General features: G+C 61.0%; 17 protein-coding genes. 8 read left to right on the top strand and 9 right to left on the bottom strand.

Annotated features, from left to right (window positions below; genetic code table 11):
• Positions 1 to 3 precede the first annotated feature (3 nt).
• Complete coding sequence (locus EK369_RS19785; RefSeq protein ID WP_127116003.1) at positions 4 to 1923, top strand: glycosyltransferase; 1920 nt, start codon at positions 4 to 6, stop codon at positions 1921 to 1923.
• On the opposite strand, the gene EK369_RS19780 is transcribed toward EK369_RS19785, so the two are convergent.
• On the bottom strand, positions 1879 to 2517 hold the full coding sequence (locus EK369_RS19780) for a GntR family transcriptional regulator (protein ID WP_127116002.1): 639 nt from the start codon (positions 2515 to 2517) through the stop codon (positions 1879 to 1881). The genes EK369_RS19785 and EK369_RS19780 overlap by 45 nt on opposite strands.
• Positions 2518 to 2630: 113 nt before the next feature.
• On the opposite strand from EK369_RS19780, the gene EK369_RS19775 reads away from it, so the two are divergent.
• The 4 genes from EK369_RS19775 to EK369_RS19760 all read left to right on the top strand — a co-directional run bounded on the left by EK369_RS19775 (position 2631) and on the right by EK369_RS19760 (position 5543).
• A complete protein-coding gene (locus tag EK369_RS19775) occupies positions 2631 to 3275 on the top strand; it encodes a pyrimidine 5'-nucleotidase (protein ID WP_127116001.1) in 645 nt (214 codons plus the stop codon).
• A 97-nt stretch (positions 3276 to 3372) separates the two neighbouring features.
• Positions 3373 to 3591, top strand: coding sequence for a hypothetical protein (locus tag EK369_RS19770; protein WP_127116000.1), 219 nt, complete (start codon positions 3373 to 3375; stop codon positions 3589 to 3591).
• A 59-nt stretch (positions 3592 to 3650) separates the two neighbouring features.
• On the top strand, positions 3651 to 4853 hold the full coding sequence (locus EK369_RS19765) for a UbiH/UbiF family hydroxylase (protein WP_127115999.1): 1203 nt from the start codon (positions 3651 to 3653) through the stop codon (positions 4851 to 4853).
• Complete coding sequence (locus EK369_RS19760) at positions 4854 to 5543, top strand: M50 family metallopeptidase (protein ID WP_127115998.1); 690 nt, start codon at positions 4854 to 4856, stop codon at positions 5541 to 5543.
• A gap of 69 nt (positions 5544 to 5612) precedes the next feature.
• Here the strand turns inward: EK369_RS19760 and EK369_RS19755 are convergent, their stop codons facing one another.
• From EK369_RS19755 to EK369_RS19745, 3 genes are all read right to left on the bottom strand, one after another.
• A complete protein-coding gene (locus tag EK369_RS19755; RefSeq protein ID WP_127115997.1) occupies positions 5613 to 6731 on the bottom strand; it encodes an aminotransferase class V-fold PLP-dependent enzyme in 1119 nt (372 codons plus the stop codon).
• Positions 6732 to 6883: 152 nt separating this feature from the next.
• Positions 6884 to 7339 (bottom strand): Lrp/AsnC family transcriptional regulator, encoded by a 456-nt coding sequence (locus EK369_RS19750; RefSeq protein WP_127115996.1) that lies wholly within the window; start codon positions 7337 to 7339, stop codon positions 6884 to 6886.
• Positions 7336 to 7791 carry an Lrp/AsnC family transcriptional regulator gene (locus EK369_RS19745; protein ID WP_127115995.1) on the bottom strand — a complete coding sequence of 152 codons (456 nt, stop codon included), beginning with the start codon at positions 7789 to 7791 and terminating at the stop codon, positions 7336 to 7338. Before EK369_RS19745 ends, EK369_RS19750 begins: the two co-directional genes overlap by 4 nt.
• A 132-nt stretch (positions 7792 to 7923) precedes the next feature.
• Between EK369_RS19745 and ilvC the strand changes: the two genes are divergently transcribed.
• The 3 genes from ilvC (at position 7924) to EK369_RS19730 (ending at position 10608) form a co-directional block, all read left to right on the top strand.
• A complete protein-coding gene (ilvC, locus tag EK369_RS19740; RefSeq protein ID WP_127115994.1) occupies positions 7924 to 8946 on the top strand; it encodes a ketol-acid reductoisomerase in 1023 nt (340 codons plus the stop codon).
• Between the two features lie 108 nt (positions 8947 to 9054).
• Positions 9055 to 9969: a DMT family transporter gene (locus tag EK369_RS19735; RefSeq protein ID WP_127116021.1), complete on the top strand. Its 915-nt coding sequence runs from the start codon at positions 9055 to 9057 to the stop codon at positions 9967 to 9969.
• A 72-nt stretch (positions 9970 to 10041) separates the two neighbouring features.
• A complete protein-coding gene (locus EK369_RS19730; RefSeq protein WP_235871496.1) occupies positions 10042 to 10608 on the top strand; it encodes a hemerythrin domain-containing protein in 567 nt (188 codons plus the stop codon).
• Positions 10609 to 10626: 18 nt separating this feature from the next.
• Here EK369_RS19730 and glmM read toward each other — a convergent pair whose 3' ends face one another.
• The 5 genes from glmM to ppdK all read right to left on the bottom strand — a co-directional run bounded on the left by glmM (position 10627) and on the right by ppdK (position 17380).
• Positions 10627 to 11970, bottom strand: a complete 1344-nt coding sequence (gene glmM, locus EK369_RS19725; protein ID WP_127115993.1) for a phosphoglucosamine mutase — start codon at positions 11968 to 11970, stop codon at positions 10627 to 10629.
• Positions 11960 to 12979 carry a dihydropteroate synthase gene (gene folP / locus EK369_RS19720; protein ID WP_127115992.1) on the bottom strand — a complete coding sequence of 340 codons (1020 nt, stop codon included), beginning with the start codon at positions 12977 to 12979 and terminating at the stop codon, positions 11960 to 11962. Before folP ends, glmM begins: the two co-directional genes overlap by 11 nt.
• A gap of 39 nt (positions 12980 to 13018) precedes the next feature.
• Positions 13019 to 13936: a dihydroneopterin aldolase gene (locus tag EK369_RS19715; protein WP_127115991.1), complete on the bottom strand. Its 918-nt coding sequence runs from the start codon at positions 13934 to 13936 to the stop codon at positions 13019 to 13021.
• A gap of 112 nt (positions 13937 to 14048) precedes the next feature.
• A complete protein-coding gene (locus EK369_RS19710) occupies positions 14049 to 14690 on the bottom strand; it encodes a cell wall hydrolase (RefSeq protein ID WP_127115990.1) in 642 nt (213 codons plus the stop codon).
• Between the two features lie 149 nt (positions 14691 to 14839).
• Positions 14840 to 17380: a pyruvate, phosphate dikinase gene (gene ppdK / locus EK369_RS19705; protein WP_127115989.1), complete on the bottom strand. Its 2541-nt coding sequence runs from the start codon at positions 17378 to 17380 to the stop codon at positions 14840 to 14842.
• Positions 17381 to 17386: the final 6 nt, after the last annotated feature.

Raw genomic sequence — 17386 nt, 5'->3', positions numbered from 1 at the left:
GGTATGAACGAAGTCGTATTGGATTTTGACCGGCCTCGCCCTGCACATCGACGCGGGCGACAGGTGTCGCTGGGCCGACACCTGATTGAAACCGGCGTCATCGCCCCTTGGCAGCTGTTTTATGCGTTCGACCGCCAGGAAACCTGCGGCGCGACGCTCACAGAGATCCTGCTCAGCAAAGGTTGGGTCACCCAGGACGGTATGCTCGCCGCCCTCTCGGCCCATTACACCGCCCAGATTGTCGATCCTCTGCGCGCCCCCCCGGATCCCGAACTGTCGGACCTGCTGCGCCCCGAAGATTGCCTCAGGCATGACATCCTGCCGTGGCAATCCGTGGCTGGCCTGCTTTTCGTGGCCACCGGCCGACCCGAGCGGTTCGAGTCATTGCGCCGTCTGTTCCCCGACCAACTGGGCAACGCCATCATGGTTCTCTGTGAAGAGGGCAGCATCTCAGCGTATCTGTCGCGAACGCATCGCTCACCTTTGACCCGGCGGGCCGAAGCGCGTGTACCGGAACACTTCTCCTGTCGCACGTGGGGCCTCGAAAGCCTCTGGCTTGGCCTTTGTGTCAGTCTGGCGGCATTTGTCTGCACACTTGCCCTGATCTGGCAGCCGCTCTGGCTCATCGCCGGATTGACCCTCTGGGCAGTATTTTCGCTGATCGCAGTCTCAGTGATGAAGCTCTTCGCCATTGGCTTTTTCCTGCGCCACCCGCCGGAAGAGAACCTGCCTACGCCAGAACCTGACCTCTTGCCACGCATCTCGGTCATGGTGCCGCTGTTTCGGGAGAAAGAGATTGCTCATGCCCTCATCGCGCGCCTGTCGCGTCTGACCTACCCCAAGGCTCTTCTGGATGTGCTCCTGGTGCTTGAGGAAGAGGATCAACTGACCCATGAAACCATCGCCCGAACCACCCTGCCCAACTGGATGCGGGTTGTCGAAGTACCGGCAGGCAGCGGCCTGACCACCAAGCCGCGCGCCTTGAACTATGCACTCGACCAGTGTCGGGGCGAGATTGTCGGCATCTGGGACGCCGAAGATGCCCCTGCCCCTAATCAGTTGGACGTGGTTGCTGCAAAATTTGCCAGCTCCCCACCGGACGTGGTCTGTGTTCAAGGTATTCTCGACTACTACAACCCCTGGACCAATTGGCTGTCGCGCTGTTTCACGCTCGAATACGCCTCATGGTTTCGCTGTATCTTGCCGGGATTGGTGCGCATGGGATTTCCTATTCCGCTCGGCGGCACCACTCTGTTTATGCGCCGCGATGCCATCGAAGAACTGGGGGGGTGGGATGCGCACAATGTCACCGAAGATGCCGATCTCGGAGTCCGGATCGCCAGGTTTGGCTATCGCACCGAGATGATCCCGTCTGTCACGCAGGAAGAGGCCAACTGCCGCCCGGTCGCCTGGATCAAGCAGCGCTCGCGTTGGCTCAAAGGCTACATGATGACCTACCTCGTGCACATGCGCACTCCGCGGCAACTCTACCGGGACATCGGCCCGCTGGGATTTCTGGGGTTCCAACTGGTGTTTCTCTGCACGCTGTCACAATTCGTTCTGGCGCCGCTGATCTGGGCCTTTCTCGGGGGGACACTTGGCTTTGGCTACCCCGGCGAACCGCTGATCTCTGAGGCCACACTGAGTTTTGTGGCAAAGGCCTTTATCGCGGTCAGCCTCCTGAACATCGGGATTTCCGCGCTCTCGATCCGTGGTCAGGGCCGCGCGGCTCTCATCCCTTATGTCTTTACCTTGCCAATCTATTTCACGCTGGGCTGTCTGGCGTCCTACAAAGCCCTGTTCGAGCTGGTATTCCGCCCGTTCTACTGGGACAAAACCGCTCACGGCAAAACCCACGAAGGCACCAGCGCGCAGACCTCAGACGTCTGTTTCCTGCTTGAGCCGGGTGACAAAAGCCTGTGAGATGTGGCTGCGCAGCGCAGCATAGGCACCGTCCTCATCCCGCGCCGCGATGGCGTCGACAATCGCCTGATGCTCGACCAACGTATCCTCACCACGTCCCTCGGCCGCAATCGACGTGGTCGCCATCAGCGCCATCGACCGGTGCACGAGGTCAAGCTGCTGCACTAGATAGCGGTTGTGCGAGGCCAGGTGAATCTGCTTGTGAAAACGCCGGTTCGCCCGCGCCAGAGCCGAAGGATTGTCGACCAGCTTTTCGTCGTCCTTGACCATATCCCCAAGCACCCGCACCTCTTCCAAGGTCGCGTGCCGTGCGGCCAACCGCGCCGCCAGCCCCTCCAGCTCGGTGCGCACCACATAAAGTTCGGCCATCTGGTTGTGATCCAGCGACGACACGATCAGGCTGCGCCCGTCTCGTGCCAGCAGCGACTGTGTTTCCAACCGCTGCAACGCCTCCCGGATCGGAGTGCGCGACACGCCAAACCGCTCGGCAAGGTCGCTTTCGACCAGCCTGTCGCCCGGCTTGAACACGCCCACATCAATGGCCTCAAGGATCAATGAATAGGCATCCCGGTGGGGTGATTTGCTCTGCGACATGCGATCTTCTCCCTTTGCGCTCCTTTGGCGCTGGCGCACAGACTATGCGCGCGCATGGCCCCGAGGCAACCCCGCCATTGCACACATGGCGTATCGGACCTATTTATTGGCCCATGCCGCGCCAAGCTTTTTCTCATGTCACCACCTGGGTGTTCGATCTCGACAACACCCTCTATCCCCCGCAGGTCCGCCTCTTCGATCAGATCGAGGTGAAGATGACGCAATACGTCATGGATGCGCTCGGGGTGGATCGCCCAAAGGCGGATCAACTGCGCAAGAAGTACTGGGCTGAGTACGGCACCACCCTCGCGGGCCTCATGCGTGTGCATGATGTCGATCCCGGCCCCTACCTGACGGACGTGCACGATATTTCATTCGACGCGCTGGACCCTGACCCGCAACTCGCGGCCCGGATCAGGGCCCTGCCCGGTCGCGTGATCGTTTTCACCAACGGCACCCGCCCCTATGCCGAACAGGTGATCGAGGCACGTGGGCTTTCGGGACTTTTTGATGCGGTCTATGGCGTGGAGCACGCCAACTTCCTGCCCAAACCGGAACGCGCGGCGTTCGAAGCGGTGTTTCAACGCGACGGCATCACCACCGAAACCGCTGCCATGTTCGAAGACGATCCCCGGAACCTCCAGGCGCCGCACGAGATGGGTATGAAAACCGTGCACGTGGCCCCGACCCCGCACGAGGCCGACCATATCCATCACCACACCGATGACCTGACCGGGTTCCTGAAAAAACTGACCTGACCCCGCAATTGCCTGCGGCAAGATAGCGCCTCCTGTCGGCGCTCAAAATTCATACATCCATGATGCGACTTTAAGTTCAACCATAGGAAACCGCATCATGACCATGAGCACCCTGACTCCGGGCGCAGACCTGAAATCCACCACCAAACCCAAAGCCCCCCGCTCCACGGAAAAGACGGTTCTGCTGGCCGTGCTCCTGTTTCTGGCGCTTTGGGTCGCAGCTGTTGTCACCTTTGGCCTGCCCGGCCTCTACCTGCCGGCGCTGGCACTGGTGCCGGTCATGTGGGGCCTGCTTGTGGTGATCTCACGGGGATGACATTTGGCCCTCTTGGCACCCCCCTCCTGTCGCATTAGGTATTGCGACAGGAGGCTCCCATGACCCGAGCAAACGACTTTGACATCCTGATCTCTGGCGGCGGCATCGCGGGCCTGACAGCCGCAGCCGCCTTTGGCAGCGCAGGCTTCACCGTGCAATGCGTCGATCCCATGCCGCCCGTCACCGAACGCGACGCCGAAGGGTCCGACCTGCGCACCACCGCCTTTTTGCAGCCCGCACGCGGGCTCTTGGACGAAGCGGGCCTCTGGGCGCGCCTCGATCAACACGCCGCACCTTTGCAGATCATGCGCATCGTCGATGCAGGCGGAGACATCCCAGAACCCCGCATCGTCAAGGACTTCAACGCCTCCGACATTTCCGACCAACCCTTTGGCTGGAACCTGCCCAACTGGCTCTTGCGCCGTGAAATGGTCGCGCGTCTTGGCGAAATGGACAACGTCGATCTGCGCCTTGGCACCGCCACCACATCGCTTTTCACCCGCACCAATGAGGCCCGCGTCACCCTCTCCGACGGCTCCATGACCCGCGCCCGCCTGGTCATCGCCGCGGATGGCCGTAACTCGCCCATGCGCGCGGCTGCGGGCATTGATGTGCACACCACGCGCTACGGCCAAAAGGCGCTCGCCTTTGCCGTCACCCACCCGATCCCGCACGAAAACGTCTCGACCGAGATCCACCGCTCGGGCGGCCCGTTCACGCTGGTCCCCCTGCCTGATTATCAGGGCAAGCCCTCATCAGCGCTGGTCTGGATGGAACGCGGCCCCCGCGCCAAAGACCTGTTCGAGATGGACGTGCCCGCCTTCGAGGCCGAAATGACAAACCGCAGTTGTTCGCTCTTTGGCCCCCTGACATTGGCCTCGCGCCGCACCATCTGGCCCATCATCTCGCAATCCGCCGAGCGCCTCTACGGCGAACGCCTCGCGCTGGTGGCCGAGGCCGCCCACGTCGTGCCGCCGATCGGTGCCCAAGGGCTCAACATGTCCCTCGGCGACATGCGCATCCTGCTGGACCTCGCCAAGGCCAGCCCCGCCACCCTGGGCGATCAGACAATGCTGGAAACCTATCACAAGAAACGCTTCACCGAGGTCAAGCTGCGCGTCAAAGGCATCGACATGCTGAACCGCGCCTCGATGGTGGAAACCCGCGCCCTGCGGGACGCCCGCGCCATGGGCCTCAATGCGCTTTACTCGCTGGCCCCGGTCCGCAAAACATTGATGCAAATGGGCCTCGGCGTGCGCTGAATGCAGGCGCTCACCCGCATCTTTCGGGGCCACTGGCAGATCATGGCGCTCTGCGCCGTCGTTTTCGCCCTCTGGCCCACCGACGTCATTTACCCCCTGCGCTTGCTGATCGTCTTCCTGCACGAACTCAGCCACGCGATTGCGGTGATCCTCACAGGGGGTGAGGTCGTCTCGCTCTCGGTCAACGCCATGGAAGGCGGTGAAGTCCTTGCCCGCGGCGGCAACCGCTTCCTAACGCTCAGCGCAGGCTATGTCGGCTCACTCCTGATCGGGGTCATCCTTTTGCTGACCGCCGTCAATACACGGGCGGACCGCATCGCCATGATGTGCCTTGGCGCGCTGATCCTTGGTGTGACGCTTCTCTATTCAAGCGAACCCTTCGCGGTGATCTTTGGCATTGCCACAGCTGCCCTGATGCTCGCTGCCGCCGCATGGCTGAACCACGACATCAACGACCTGATCCTGCGTGTGATCGGCCTCACCAGCATGATCTACGTGCCCTACGACATTTTCAGCGACACCATCGCCCGCGCGCATCTTTACTCCGACGCGCGCATGCTCGCCGAAGAGTTCGGCGGAACAACAATGATCTGGGGAGGGCTATGGCTGGCGATCAGCCTCGCGGTCATTGTCGCCAGCTTGCGCTATGGCCTCGGCGGCCATAGCAATATCCGCTTTCGGCGCGGTTAAGGCACCGGTCGGCAGCACCGACGTAGTACCGACGCGATACCGACATAAAACAGACGCGGTTTTTGGCGCTCAGAGCACCTTGTCGAGCACCGTTTTCAGACGTCCCAGGGTGCCCTCGACATCATACAGCTTGTCCAGTCCAAACAGACCCAGACGGAAGGTCATGAACCCCTCGGGCTCATCACAGGCCAACGGCACGCCGGCGGCGATCTGCATGCCCTCGGCGACAAACTTGCTGCCGTTCTGGATGGCAGGATCAGAGGTGTAGCTGACCACCACACCCGGCGCGCCAAACCCTTGTTCTGCAACGCTTTTGATGCCCTTCTCAGCCAGCATGGCGCGCACGCCGTCGCCCAAGGCCCACTGCGCATCCCGCAACTTATCAAAGCCGTATTCGCGGGTTTCCAGCATGGTATCCCGGAACGCCCGCAGCGCATCCGTCGGCATGGTGGCGTGATACGCATGACCGCCGTTCTCATAGGCCATCATGATCGAATGCCATTTCTTGAGGTCGAGCGCAAAGCTGTCCGACTCGGTTTCCCCGAGCTTTTCCAATGCCTTAGCCGACATCATCACCAACCCCGCGGACGGCGACGCCGACCAGCCCTTTTGCGGGGCCGAACACAAGACATCGACGCCAAGCGCCTGCATGTCGACCCAGACACACCCGCTGGCGATACAGTCCAGCACCATCAATGCGCCCACATCATGCGCGGCCTCTGCCATCGCCTTGATATAGTCGTCCGGCAGGATCACCCCGGCCGAGGTCTCAACATGCGGCGCAAAGACCACATCCGGTTTAACCTCTTGAATCTTGGCAACAACCTCCTCGATCGGAGCAGGCGCAAAGGGCGCTGTCACATCGTTTCCGGTCTGGCGTGCCTTCATCACGGTCGACTCGGCCGCAAAGGCCCCGGCTTCGAAAATCTGGCTCCAGCGGTACGAGAACCAGCCGTTGCGCACGACCAGAGTCTTGGCATCGCGGGCAAACTGGCGCGCGACAGCTTCCATGCCATAGGTCCCGCCTCCGGGCACAAGCGCCACCGCGTCGGCGTTGTAGACATCTTTCAGCATCTCGGAAATGTCGCGCATAACCTGCTGAAAGGATTGCGACATATGGTTCAGGGACCGGTCCGTAAAGACGACCGAAAACTCGTCAAGACCGTTAGGATCAACTGCGCTGGCCATTTGGCTCTCCATAGAAATTAGCTGAACATGGCTAGCGCGGAACCCCTGCAAAGGCAAAGTCTACTTTTGCATGCAATGGGTTCCGTCGTGTTGTCGGGCAAATCTGACGCAAATGCCCCGTAGGTCGGACAAATTTGTCCGACCTACCCGGTCTACAAGGGCCCCGGCCGTTTTTCTTCTGACAGCAAGACATTCGCCTCTACGTCCCCCACCCCCGGCAGGGTCATGATCCGTCGTCGCAGAACGCGCTCAAAATCCGGGATGTCCCGCGCCGTCACACGCAAGCGGTAGTCGTACATGCCCAGCACGTGCTCTACCGTCTGAACCTCGGGGATGGCGGTCACCGCTCGTTCAAAATCCTCCAATGACACCCGCCCCTTGGTCGCCAGTTTCACACCCAGGAACACCGTCACCCCAAACCCCAGTTTCTCGGCGTCCAGATCCAGCCGCCGTCCCTTGATAACGCCTGTGTCATGCAACCGCCTGATCCGCCGCCACGTAGCGGGCTGACTCAGTCCCAGCCTGCGCCCCAAGGCCCCTGCGGACTGAGTCGCATCCCGCGCCAGCGCCTTGACCAGCGCCCGGTCGATGTCGTCCAGTTCACTCATATCGGCAGGCTTTCCTCGGATTTGATCCGCGCCACATGCATCAGCGCTTCGATGTCTGCGATATGCGGCAGGGTCAGGATCTGACTGCGGTAAATCTCTTGGTAATGCGGCATGTCGCGGGCAATCACCGAAAGCCGCACATCGACCCGACCCAGAAAGGTCTGGATCTCGATCACCTCGGCCACCTCACGCGCCGCGCTGATGAAATCGTCAAAGGCATTGGACTGTGTCTTGTCCAGCGTGATCCGCAATGACACCTCAACCGCATAGCCCAGCGCCTGCCAGTCGATCACCGCGCGTTGTCCGCGCAGGATGCCTGCGTCCTGCAACTTGTCCAAGCGCCGGGACAGCCGCGAGGTGGTCAGACTCAAGCGATCCGCCAACTCGGGCAAAGGCAGGGTCGGTTCGGCCTGAAGGTTGCGCAGTATGCGCCGATCTAGATCATCAAGCATGATTTTTTCGGAATTATTGATCTGCGAGAATGATTACCTCACATGATGCACAGTTTCCATCCCTTTCTCGACTCGCCTTCCCTGACGCCATGCGTATATTCACCGCCAGACATTCAACAAGAGGAGCGCCCGATGCGCGTTTACTACGATCGCGATTGCGACATTAACCTGATCAAAGACATGAAAGTGGCCATCCTGGGCTACGGTTCCCAGGGTCACGCCCACGCGCTGAACCTGCGCGACTCGGGCGCCAAGAACGTTGTTGTTGCCCTGCGCGAAGGCTCTGCCTCGGCCAAGAAGGCACAAGGCGAAGGTCTCGAAGTCATGGGTATCGCCGAAGCCGCTGCCTGGTGCGACGTCATTATGTTCACCATGCCCGACGAACTGCAGGCCGAAACCTACAAGAAATACGTCCACGACAACATCAAGCCCGGTGCAGCCATCGCGTTTGCCCACGGCCTGAACGTGCACTTCGGCCTGATCGAGCCGAAAGAAGGCATCGACGTCATCATGATGGCCCCCAAAGGCCCCGGCCACACCGTGCGCGGCGAATACACCAAAGGCGGCGGCGTGCCCTGCCTGGTGGCCGTTGACACCGACGCAACCGGCAAAGCGCTGGAAATCGGCCTGTCCTACTGCTCGGCCATCGGTGGCGGACGCTCGGGCATCATCGAGACCAACTTCCGCGAAGAGTGCGAAACCGACCTCTTTGGCGAACAGGCCGTTCTCTGCGGTGGCCTGGTTGAACTGATCCGCTGCGGCTTTGAGACCCTGGTCGAAGCGGGCTACGCGCCCGAGATGGCCTATTTCGAATGCCTGCACGAAGTGAAGCTGATCGTGGACCTGATCTATGAAGGCGGCATCGCCAACATGGACTACTCGATCTCGAACACGGCAGAGTATGGCCAGTACGTCACCGGCCCGCGTATCCTCAAGTACGACGAAACCAAAGCCCGCATGAAAGAGGTTCTGACCGACATTCAGGAAGGCAAGTTCGTCCGCGACTTCATGCTGGAAAACGCCGTTGGTCAACCGACCATCAAAGCCTCGCGTCGTCACAACGACGAGCACATGATCGAAGAAACCGGCGCCAAGCTGCGCGGCATGATGCCATGGATCTCGGCCGGCAAAATGGTCGACAAAGAAAAGAACTGATCCCCTTCAGGGCGCAATCAGTTTGCACAGGGGCGCCCGGTTGGGTGCCCCTTTTCTTTTTACCGTCAAGGACTAAGGTCGCTTGGTCAAATAATGGAACTCGACGTGATGAGCGACTCACCCGGACTACGCAATTGGCTCAAACTAATCAGCCTCGGGATCATCTGGGGCGCGTCCTTCATGTCGGTGACCATTGCCCTGCGCGATTTTGGCCCGCTGACCGTGGTTGCCTCGCGCGTGGTGCTGGGCGCCGCCGCGCTTTACCTTGTGGTGCGCGCCTTGGGTATTGGCCTGCCCGATTGGCGCACGCCCGACGGCAAACGCATCTGGGGGTTTGCCCTGCTCATGGGCATCTTCTCAAACGCCCTGCCCTTCACGCTCCTGAGTTGGGGGCAAAAATACGTCGCATCGGGATTTGCCGGGGTCTGTATGGCCGTGGTGCCCCTGTTCGTGTTGCCCCTGGCGCATGTGTTGGTGCCGGGTGAACGTATGTCTTTGCGCAAAGTCGTCAGCTTTACCATCGGCTTTGTCGGGGTGCTCATCCTGATCGGGTTGGACGCGTTTCAATCCCTCGGGTCGGATTTCGAGGCCTGGGCGCGCATGGCCTGTCTGGGGGCGGCGCTGTGTTATGCCATTGGCTCGATCTGCACCCGGCTGTGCCCACCGACCAACATGTTGTCCCTGTCGGCGGCGGCGCTGATATGTGGCGCGGCGCTGATCCTGCCCATCGCACTCTGGCAAGAGGGCGTCCCCCAGGCGGCATCAACGACATCGCTGGTTGCCCTGATCTACCTGGCCATTCTGCCCACGGCCTTTGCGCAGGTCATGATCGTACAGGTGGTGCGCGACGCCGGCCCAAGCTTTATGTCCCTGGTGAATTATCAGGTGCCGATCTGGTCGGTGCTCTTCGGCGCAGTGCTGCTGCGCGAAGACCTGCCGCCGCAATTGCTGATCTCGCTGGTGTTGATCCTTGGCGGCCTGTTGCTTGGGCGCAAGCGACGCCGCACCCCTTATGGCGCCTGACGCACAGACCCGGTTCAGGGACGCACAATATGTTATGTTGTAACTCACACCCACCCATCACATCTGATGCCTATGACTGATACGAGCATTCATACCAGACAGGGCCTGCCTACTGAGATGCAGGTCCTGCTCCGGGATTATCCGCGCGAAGCCTGGCCGGATCACCCGGATTTCGCCGAGTCCATCCAGCATTGGATGGGGGCTCATCAAATGTTTCGCCGCCTGGGCGAGATTGTTCACACAGCGACAGAACAGGTGATCGACCGCACCATGGACCCCGAGGCCTATGCCAAACGGCTTGGGCAGTTCGGCAACCTTCTGGTGCAGAACCTGCACGGCCATCATGGCTGGGAGGACCGCTCCTTTTTCCCGGAACTTGCCGGGGCCGACGCGCGGTTCATGCAGGGACTGGACATGCTGGAGACAGATCATGAAGAGCTGGACGCGCTTCTTGACCGGCTCACGGGTGCGGCCAATCGCTACCTGAAACTGTCGCACCTGTCGCCAAAGGACGCGCAGCTGGAACTGCCCGGTCTGCTAAAGGAAACCGGCGCAATCGGCGGATTTCTTCAGCGGCACCTGACCGACGAAGAAGACCTTGTCGTGCCGATCCTGCTGCATCACAAGCTAAGGGGTTAACCCCGCAACTGCAGGCCGTCACAGGGCGGCCTGCACCGCGTTCACCACACTGTCCACGGTTTTCTCCAGCAACACCGCATCCTCACATTCGGCCATGACCCGCACCAATGGCTCGGTGCCGGACTTGCGGATGAGCAGGCGGCCCTTGCCTGACAAAACGTTTTCGGCGTCGGCAATGGCGGCCTTCACGTCCTGTGTCTCAAGTGGCGCTTGCCCGATGCCGTAACGGACGTTCTTCAACATCTGCGGCACGGTCTCGAACCGGTGCGCCAGCTCTGAAGCAGGCAGGTTGGTTTCCGCCATAGCCGCAAGGAACTGCAGCCCGGCCATCAGACCATCTCCGGTCGTGGCGTGGTCGGTCATCACGATATGCCCAGACTGTTCGCCACCAAGGTTGTAGCCCCCCTTGCGCATAGCCTCGACAACGTAGCGATCGCCGACCGCTGTCCGCTCCAGACGCAGACCTTTGCCCTCAAGGAACCGCTCCAGACCCAGGTTGGACATCACCGTCGCGACCAGCGCGCCGCCCTCCAGCCTGTCCTGCGCCGCCCAGCGCTCTGCCAACAGAGCCATGATCTGATCGCCGTCCGCAACCTTGCCGTTTTCATCGATGATCATCACCCGGTCGGCATCACCATCCAGCGAAATCCCAACATCGGCGCCATGCGCCACAACCGCCTCGGCTGCGGTCTTGGTATAGGTTGATCCACACGCCAGGTTGATGTTGCGACCATTTGGCGAGACACCTACGGGGATCACTTCGGCCCCCAGCTCCCACAACGCCTCGGGGGCAGCGCGGTAGCCTGCGCCATTGGCACAGTCGATCACGACCTTCATACCCTGCAGCGGCACCGCATTCGGCACCGAGCTTTTGACCCGCTCGATATACCGGAACAGACCATCGTCAATCCGCTTGGCACGTCCGATGTTCTCAGCGTGGCTCGGCTCGACGCCTTCTTCGATCAGACGTTCGATATCCAACTCGTCTTCATCCGAGAGTTTGAACCCGTCTGGGCCAAAGAACTTGATCCCGTTGTCTTCGGCGGGATTGTGGCTGGCTGAAATCATCACGCCAAGATCCGCGCGCATCGAGGTGGTCAGCAGCCCCACCGCCGGCGTCGGCACCGGGCCTAGCAGCAGAACATTCATACCGGTCGAGGTCAGACCCGCGGTCAGCGCATTCTCAAACATATACCCCGACAGCCGAGTATCCTTGCCAATCACAACCCGGTGGTTGTTCTGGCCATCATTGCGGAAATGTCGCCCGACAGCAGCGCCGATACGCAGGGCCATCTCAGCGGTCATGGGGTATTGATTTGCCTTACCGCGCACCCCGTCGGTGCCAAAAAACTTACGTCCCAAAATACTCTCCCAGTGTAATGGCGCGCCATAATTGCACCGCCTGCCGAGTTTCTTCCACGTCGTGCACCCGCACGACCTGAATGCCCTGTGCAATGCCTTCCAGCGCGACAGCAACCGAACCGCCAACGCGCTTCATCGGGTCTTCTGCTTTGCCAATCACCTTGATAAAGGCCTTGCGGCTCGCGCCAAGCAGGATCGGGCAACCCAACGTATGAAATAGACTTAGCCGCGCCAGAAGCGCGAGGTTATGTGCTATCGTTTTGCCGAAACCGATGCCGGGATCAACCAAAATCTGTTCTCTCGCCAGCCCAAGACCCTCAAGCCACTCTATGCGCTCTTCCAGATAGTCATACACATCCAGCAGCACGTCATCGTAGGTTGGGTTCTGTTGCATGGTCGCAGGATCGCCCTGTGCATGCATGACGCAAACCGGCACCTGGCGCGTCGCACAAAGTGGCCCAAGCGCGGGATCAAACGTAAACCCGGCTACGTCATTGACCAATGCGGCCCCGGCATTCAACGCGGCCTCGGCCACCAATGCTTTGCGGGTGTCGATGCTGATAGGAACCCCCAGCGACTTTGAGATCTGCGCAATCACCGGCGCGGTGCGCGCGATCTCCTCTGCCTCCGGGACCTCAGCGGCTCCGGGGCGCGTCGATTCCCCGCCGATATCAATCAAAGTGGCACCTGCCTCGGCCATCGTTTGGGCATGTCCAACAGCCTGATCCAAAGAGCTGTGCTGCCCTCCGTCCGAAAAACTGTCCGGGGTCACATTCAGAATGCCCATCACCTGCGGTTCGTTCATGGACAGAGGGCCGATATCCGCGCGGAGCGCTGTCATGCGCCCTAGAATGCCGCCCGGAACCTGCGCCACATCCACAACTGTGGGCGGCGCATCACGGGACAAAACCTCGACCTGGGTGAACCAGGTCCAGCCCCCCGCCAGTTGCAACGCGCCATCGGGGCGCGCCGCGTCGGTCTGCGGGATTGCACGATAGTAGGTCTTCATGAGTTCTGAATGGGCCTTTCCGCCCAGCTTGGCAAGCCTCTACAGGTGTGCACTGTCCGCCGGAACGTATCGTGCCGGGATTGCAGGGTTTTCCGGCAATCTCTCGCCGATCGAAAGCACGGACTGCGCCTCAATCATTTCGGCAAACCACAGCGCCAGGGCCAGCCCATCCGAGCCATCGGACTTGGGCCCATCAACAGAATCCAGAACAATCTTGGAAGGCGCCCACACGCAGGGCTGCCCATTCTTCATCGCCCAGTCCAGTTCAGTGCGGGATGCCACGACCTCACAAGTGTCCATTTGCGCGGCAACGGCCCAGGCATTTTGCTCAATCGCCAACAGATCAATCCGAAACTGCGCCGCCAGGCCTGTGGCCTTTGGCGCCGGGATTGATTGCGGCCCGACACAAAAAACAACCGGCTCAGGTTGCAGGCTCAACTGCTCGACCCAGCCCGGCAACAATTTCGACCGGGTTGCTTCCTGCGACAGATACACCACCAGCGGCAAAAGCGGCGCTTCGTCTTTTGGCGTGTTTCCTGTGGCGCCGCTGCGCACGATCTCCACCCCAAGAACGCCGGGGCCTCGATCCAGCTTTTCGATGCGCACAAAGACGCGCACGGCCTGGGGTTCCATAAGAATGCGATCCCCAATGCGCTCGGCCAAGGTCTCCAGCAGGTTCAGCCGCTCTGCTGCCAATTCCGTTTGAACCGCCTCGGTGACCTTGTCGTATGACAGGATTTTATCGACATCGTCTGCGACGTTAAGATCCAGCTGCGCCACTTCGACAACCACGTTGAACCGCAGGCGCTGTGTGGTGTCCCGTTCGACCTGAAAGGCGCCGATCTCCACGTCCACGGTCAGGTCGCGGACCGAGATCCGGTCCAGCGGATTCGCCCCTGCAGTTGCCTCGGAACGCTCGATCGGATGGGCAAACGCCAGATGGGTTTCGTCGGTCATCAAAGCCAGTCCTCATGGTTTCAGCAGGGAGTTACCCCACGCGCTCGCAGTTAACAGGCCACCTTGCGGCAGGCCAGCCCCGAAACGCGGCAGATGCTGGATGCGAACAGGCTCAGTTCGACGAAAGCCGGACCGGAGGCTGGCGATAAAAGTGGTGCACGCCGATCGTCGCCGTGCGTTTGAACTGACGCGACCAGGCAGGAGAAACCGCCTTGGTGTGGTAATGGGTTGCGCCATTGGTCAGCTCTCGCGGCGCACCGTCGATCATGAACTGCGCCACTTTGCCAACCCGGTCAAAGGCGGCGGGTTCGTGGATCTTCTCGGCCACGCCGTCGCAGGTATAGGTGAACTGGCATTGGTATTTCTTGCCGGTGCCTTGCTTGATCACACCGCACAGGCTGGACGGGTAATAGTTGTGGTCAACGCGGTTCATGATGACCTCGGCCACCGCAAACTGCCCTTTGACACTCTCGCCCCGCGCTTCGAAATACAAAGCTTCGGTCAGGCACTGCCATTCGGCATCGCCCTTGGCCACTTTGGGCTGGGCGTCAATCCATTTGCGCGAGAACTGGATCTCGGTGACTTTCCGGCGCTTTTCAGCACCCAGAAGCGCCTTGAGCTTGGTGCCCGAGAACAGAGTCTGCCCAAAACGCGCCTTTTGGGTGGCGCTGGTGTGCTGGCCGGTCGGGGCCTCGGCGACGGCACCGGATCCAACCAGTACAAGCGCCAGAATGACAGTAACAAATCGTGGCATGGGCCACCTCGCAGACAACTTCTGTCGGACCCTCCCCAGTCCGAGTTTCGGGGGTCTTACAGCAATCCGCCCAAAAGGTCCAGTTTCGCCCGGAATCGCGAAACCAGCTTTGCAAAAATGTCAAGATGTAGCGGCAGAATTCTAAGGATTCACCCTATTTTGTCCTGAATCGCCAGTTGCGCCGCCGCCAATCGTGCAACTGGAACGCGAAACGGCGAGCAGGACACATAGTCCAGCCCGATCCTGCGGCAGAACGCGATTGATTCGGGGCTGCCACCATGTTCACCGCACACCGACAGGGTCAGATCGGGCTGCGCACGCCGTCCGCGCTCGGCACCCAGTTTCAGCAACTCCCCAACCCCTTCTGCATCCAGGGTGTGAAACGGGTCTTCCGGATACACGCCCTGTTGCACATAGGCCGACATGAACCGGCCCGCATCATCGCGCGACAGACCATAGGTCATTTGGGTCAGGTCGTTGGTGCCAAAACTGAAGAAATGGCAATGCGGGGCAATTTCCTCGGCGCGCAATGCCGCGCGTGGGGTTTCAACCATAACCCCAAGCCGATAGGTGAAATCCACACCGGTTTCAGTGCGTACCGCCGCCGCAACCGCATCGACACGGGTTTTGACCAGCTCGACCTCGCGCTTGGCGCTGACCAGCGGGATCATGATCTCGGGCACCACCGGATCGCCATCGCGGCTGGCTTCAATCGTGGCTTCGAAAATCGCGCGCGCCTGCATGTCGTAAATCTCGGGGATCGTGATCCCCAACCGCACGCCACGCATGCCCAGCATGGGGTTGTACTCGCCCAGCGCCTCGACCCGGCGTGTCACATCAGACAAAGGCAGGCTCAGCGCCTCGGCCAGATCACGCAGGCCCGCGCGGTCTGTCGGCAGGAACTCGTGCAAGGGCGGGTCAAACAAGCGGATGCAGACCGGCTGCCCCTCCATGATGCGGAACAACTCGATAAAGTCGGCGCGCTGCATCGGCAAAAGCTGCTCAAGCGCCGAGCGACGATCATCCGAGGCATCCGCAAAGATCATTTCCCGCATCACCGTCAGGCGATCCGCGTCAAAGAACATGTGCTCGGTCCGACAAAGGCCAATACCCTTGGCGCGAAAGTTGCGCGCCGTCTTGGCGTCCGCCGGCGTGTCGGCATTGGCGCGCACGTCAATGTCGCGCGCATCATCCGCCCAATCCATCAGCGCCTGAAAGGCATCATCCAACGCCGCCTCCAGCATCGGTGGCTGACCCGCCAGAATCTGACCCTCAGATCCATCAATCGTGATCACGTCGCCCTCGCGAAACACCCGTCCATCCGGCGCGATCAGACCTTTCTTGCGCATCTGAAACCGCAAGGATGAGGCCCCGACCACACAAGGCAGGCCAAGCCCACGCCCAATCACAGCCGCGTGGCTGGTGATGCCCCCGCGTTCGGTCAGGACTGCGTTGGCGGCATGCATGCCGCGAATATCCTCGGGGTTGGTCTCGCGGCGCACCAGGACACAGTTTTCGCCCCGTGCTGCGCTTGCCTGCGCCTCGGCAGCGGAAAACACGATCTTACCGGTTGCCGCGCCGGGGCTGGCCGCAATACCTGTCGCAATCACATCGCGCTCTGCCTCGGGATCAATCTGCCGGTGCAGCAATTCGTTCAAGGCGCGCGGCTCAATCCGCATCAGCGCCTCTTCGCGCGGAATGATGCCATCTTTGGCCAGCTGCACCGCTATGCGCACGGCGGCGCGGGCCGACCGCTGGACCCGCACACCATCCAGAATATGCACCGCGCCGTTCTCGATGGTGAACTCGATCTGCATTTCCTCGCGCAGCCTTTCACGCATCAACGCCGCATGGACTTTCAACGCTTCAAAGGCGACGGGGGCTTCTTCTTCCAGCGACGGGCCGCGCGGATCCTTTTCGATGTAAAGCGAGGCCGCGCCGGTCTCCAACGCATCCCGCCCTTGGGATTGGCTAAGGTAACGCCCCGTGGTCTGCGGCATGCCTGTTGTCGTGTTGACCAGCTGCAGCACACCCGAGCCACATTCGCCGTGCCCGAGGCCCAAAACCATCTCTTGAACCACAAGGCCCAGCCCGGCATCCGCCGGGGCGCCTTTGGCCTGTCGCAGCAACCGCGCCGACGTGCCTTCCCAGGCGCGCGCCATGGACCTCAGAACGCCGCCCAACTGTTTCGCGGGGTCCTGGGGAAACGGCTCTTCCGCCTCGTCCTCATAGGCCGCAAGGGCCTGTTCGCAAATGTCCTCCGCCGCCATGTCCATGTCGTCAAACATGTCGGGATCCAGCCGCGCCACATGGATCGAATAGGACTGGATGAACCGGGCATAAAGCGCATTGGCAGCCTCACCGCCCAACGATTTGCTCAACTCGGCGTGGCGCGCGTCATTCATGCCAATGTTCAAAATGGCCCCAGGTCCGCCCCAATCCGGGTCCTCCGAAGAGGGGCGCACGCAGATCAGGCTGTCGGACTGAAGCTGTGCAATCAGCGCGGCCATGTCAGGCATGTCGCCCGCGGCGATCCGGTGCACTTCGTCAAAGGACAGAGCGACCGTCTTTGGAACCGGCAGGTCCAGGCGCACAAGGCGCTGCAGGCACTTGGCGCGCCCTCCATGAGAGGACGTCGCCACCGGGGCGCTGGCGGTGATAAATGTGATATCGGGGTTGTCTTGCTGCACTGCGGC

The sequence above is a fragment of the Shimia sediminis genome, assembly GCF_003990645.1.
GTDB lineage: Bacteria > Pseudomonadota > Alphaproteobacteria > Rhodobacterales > Rhodobacteraceae > Shimia > Shimia sediminis.
The sequence above is the reverse complement of the archived record's forward strand: the minus strand, read 5'-3'. Positions and strand labels throughout refer to the sequence as shown.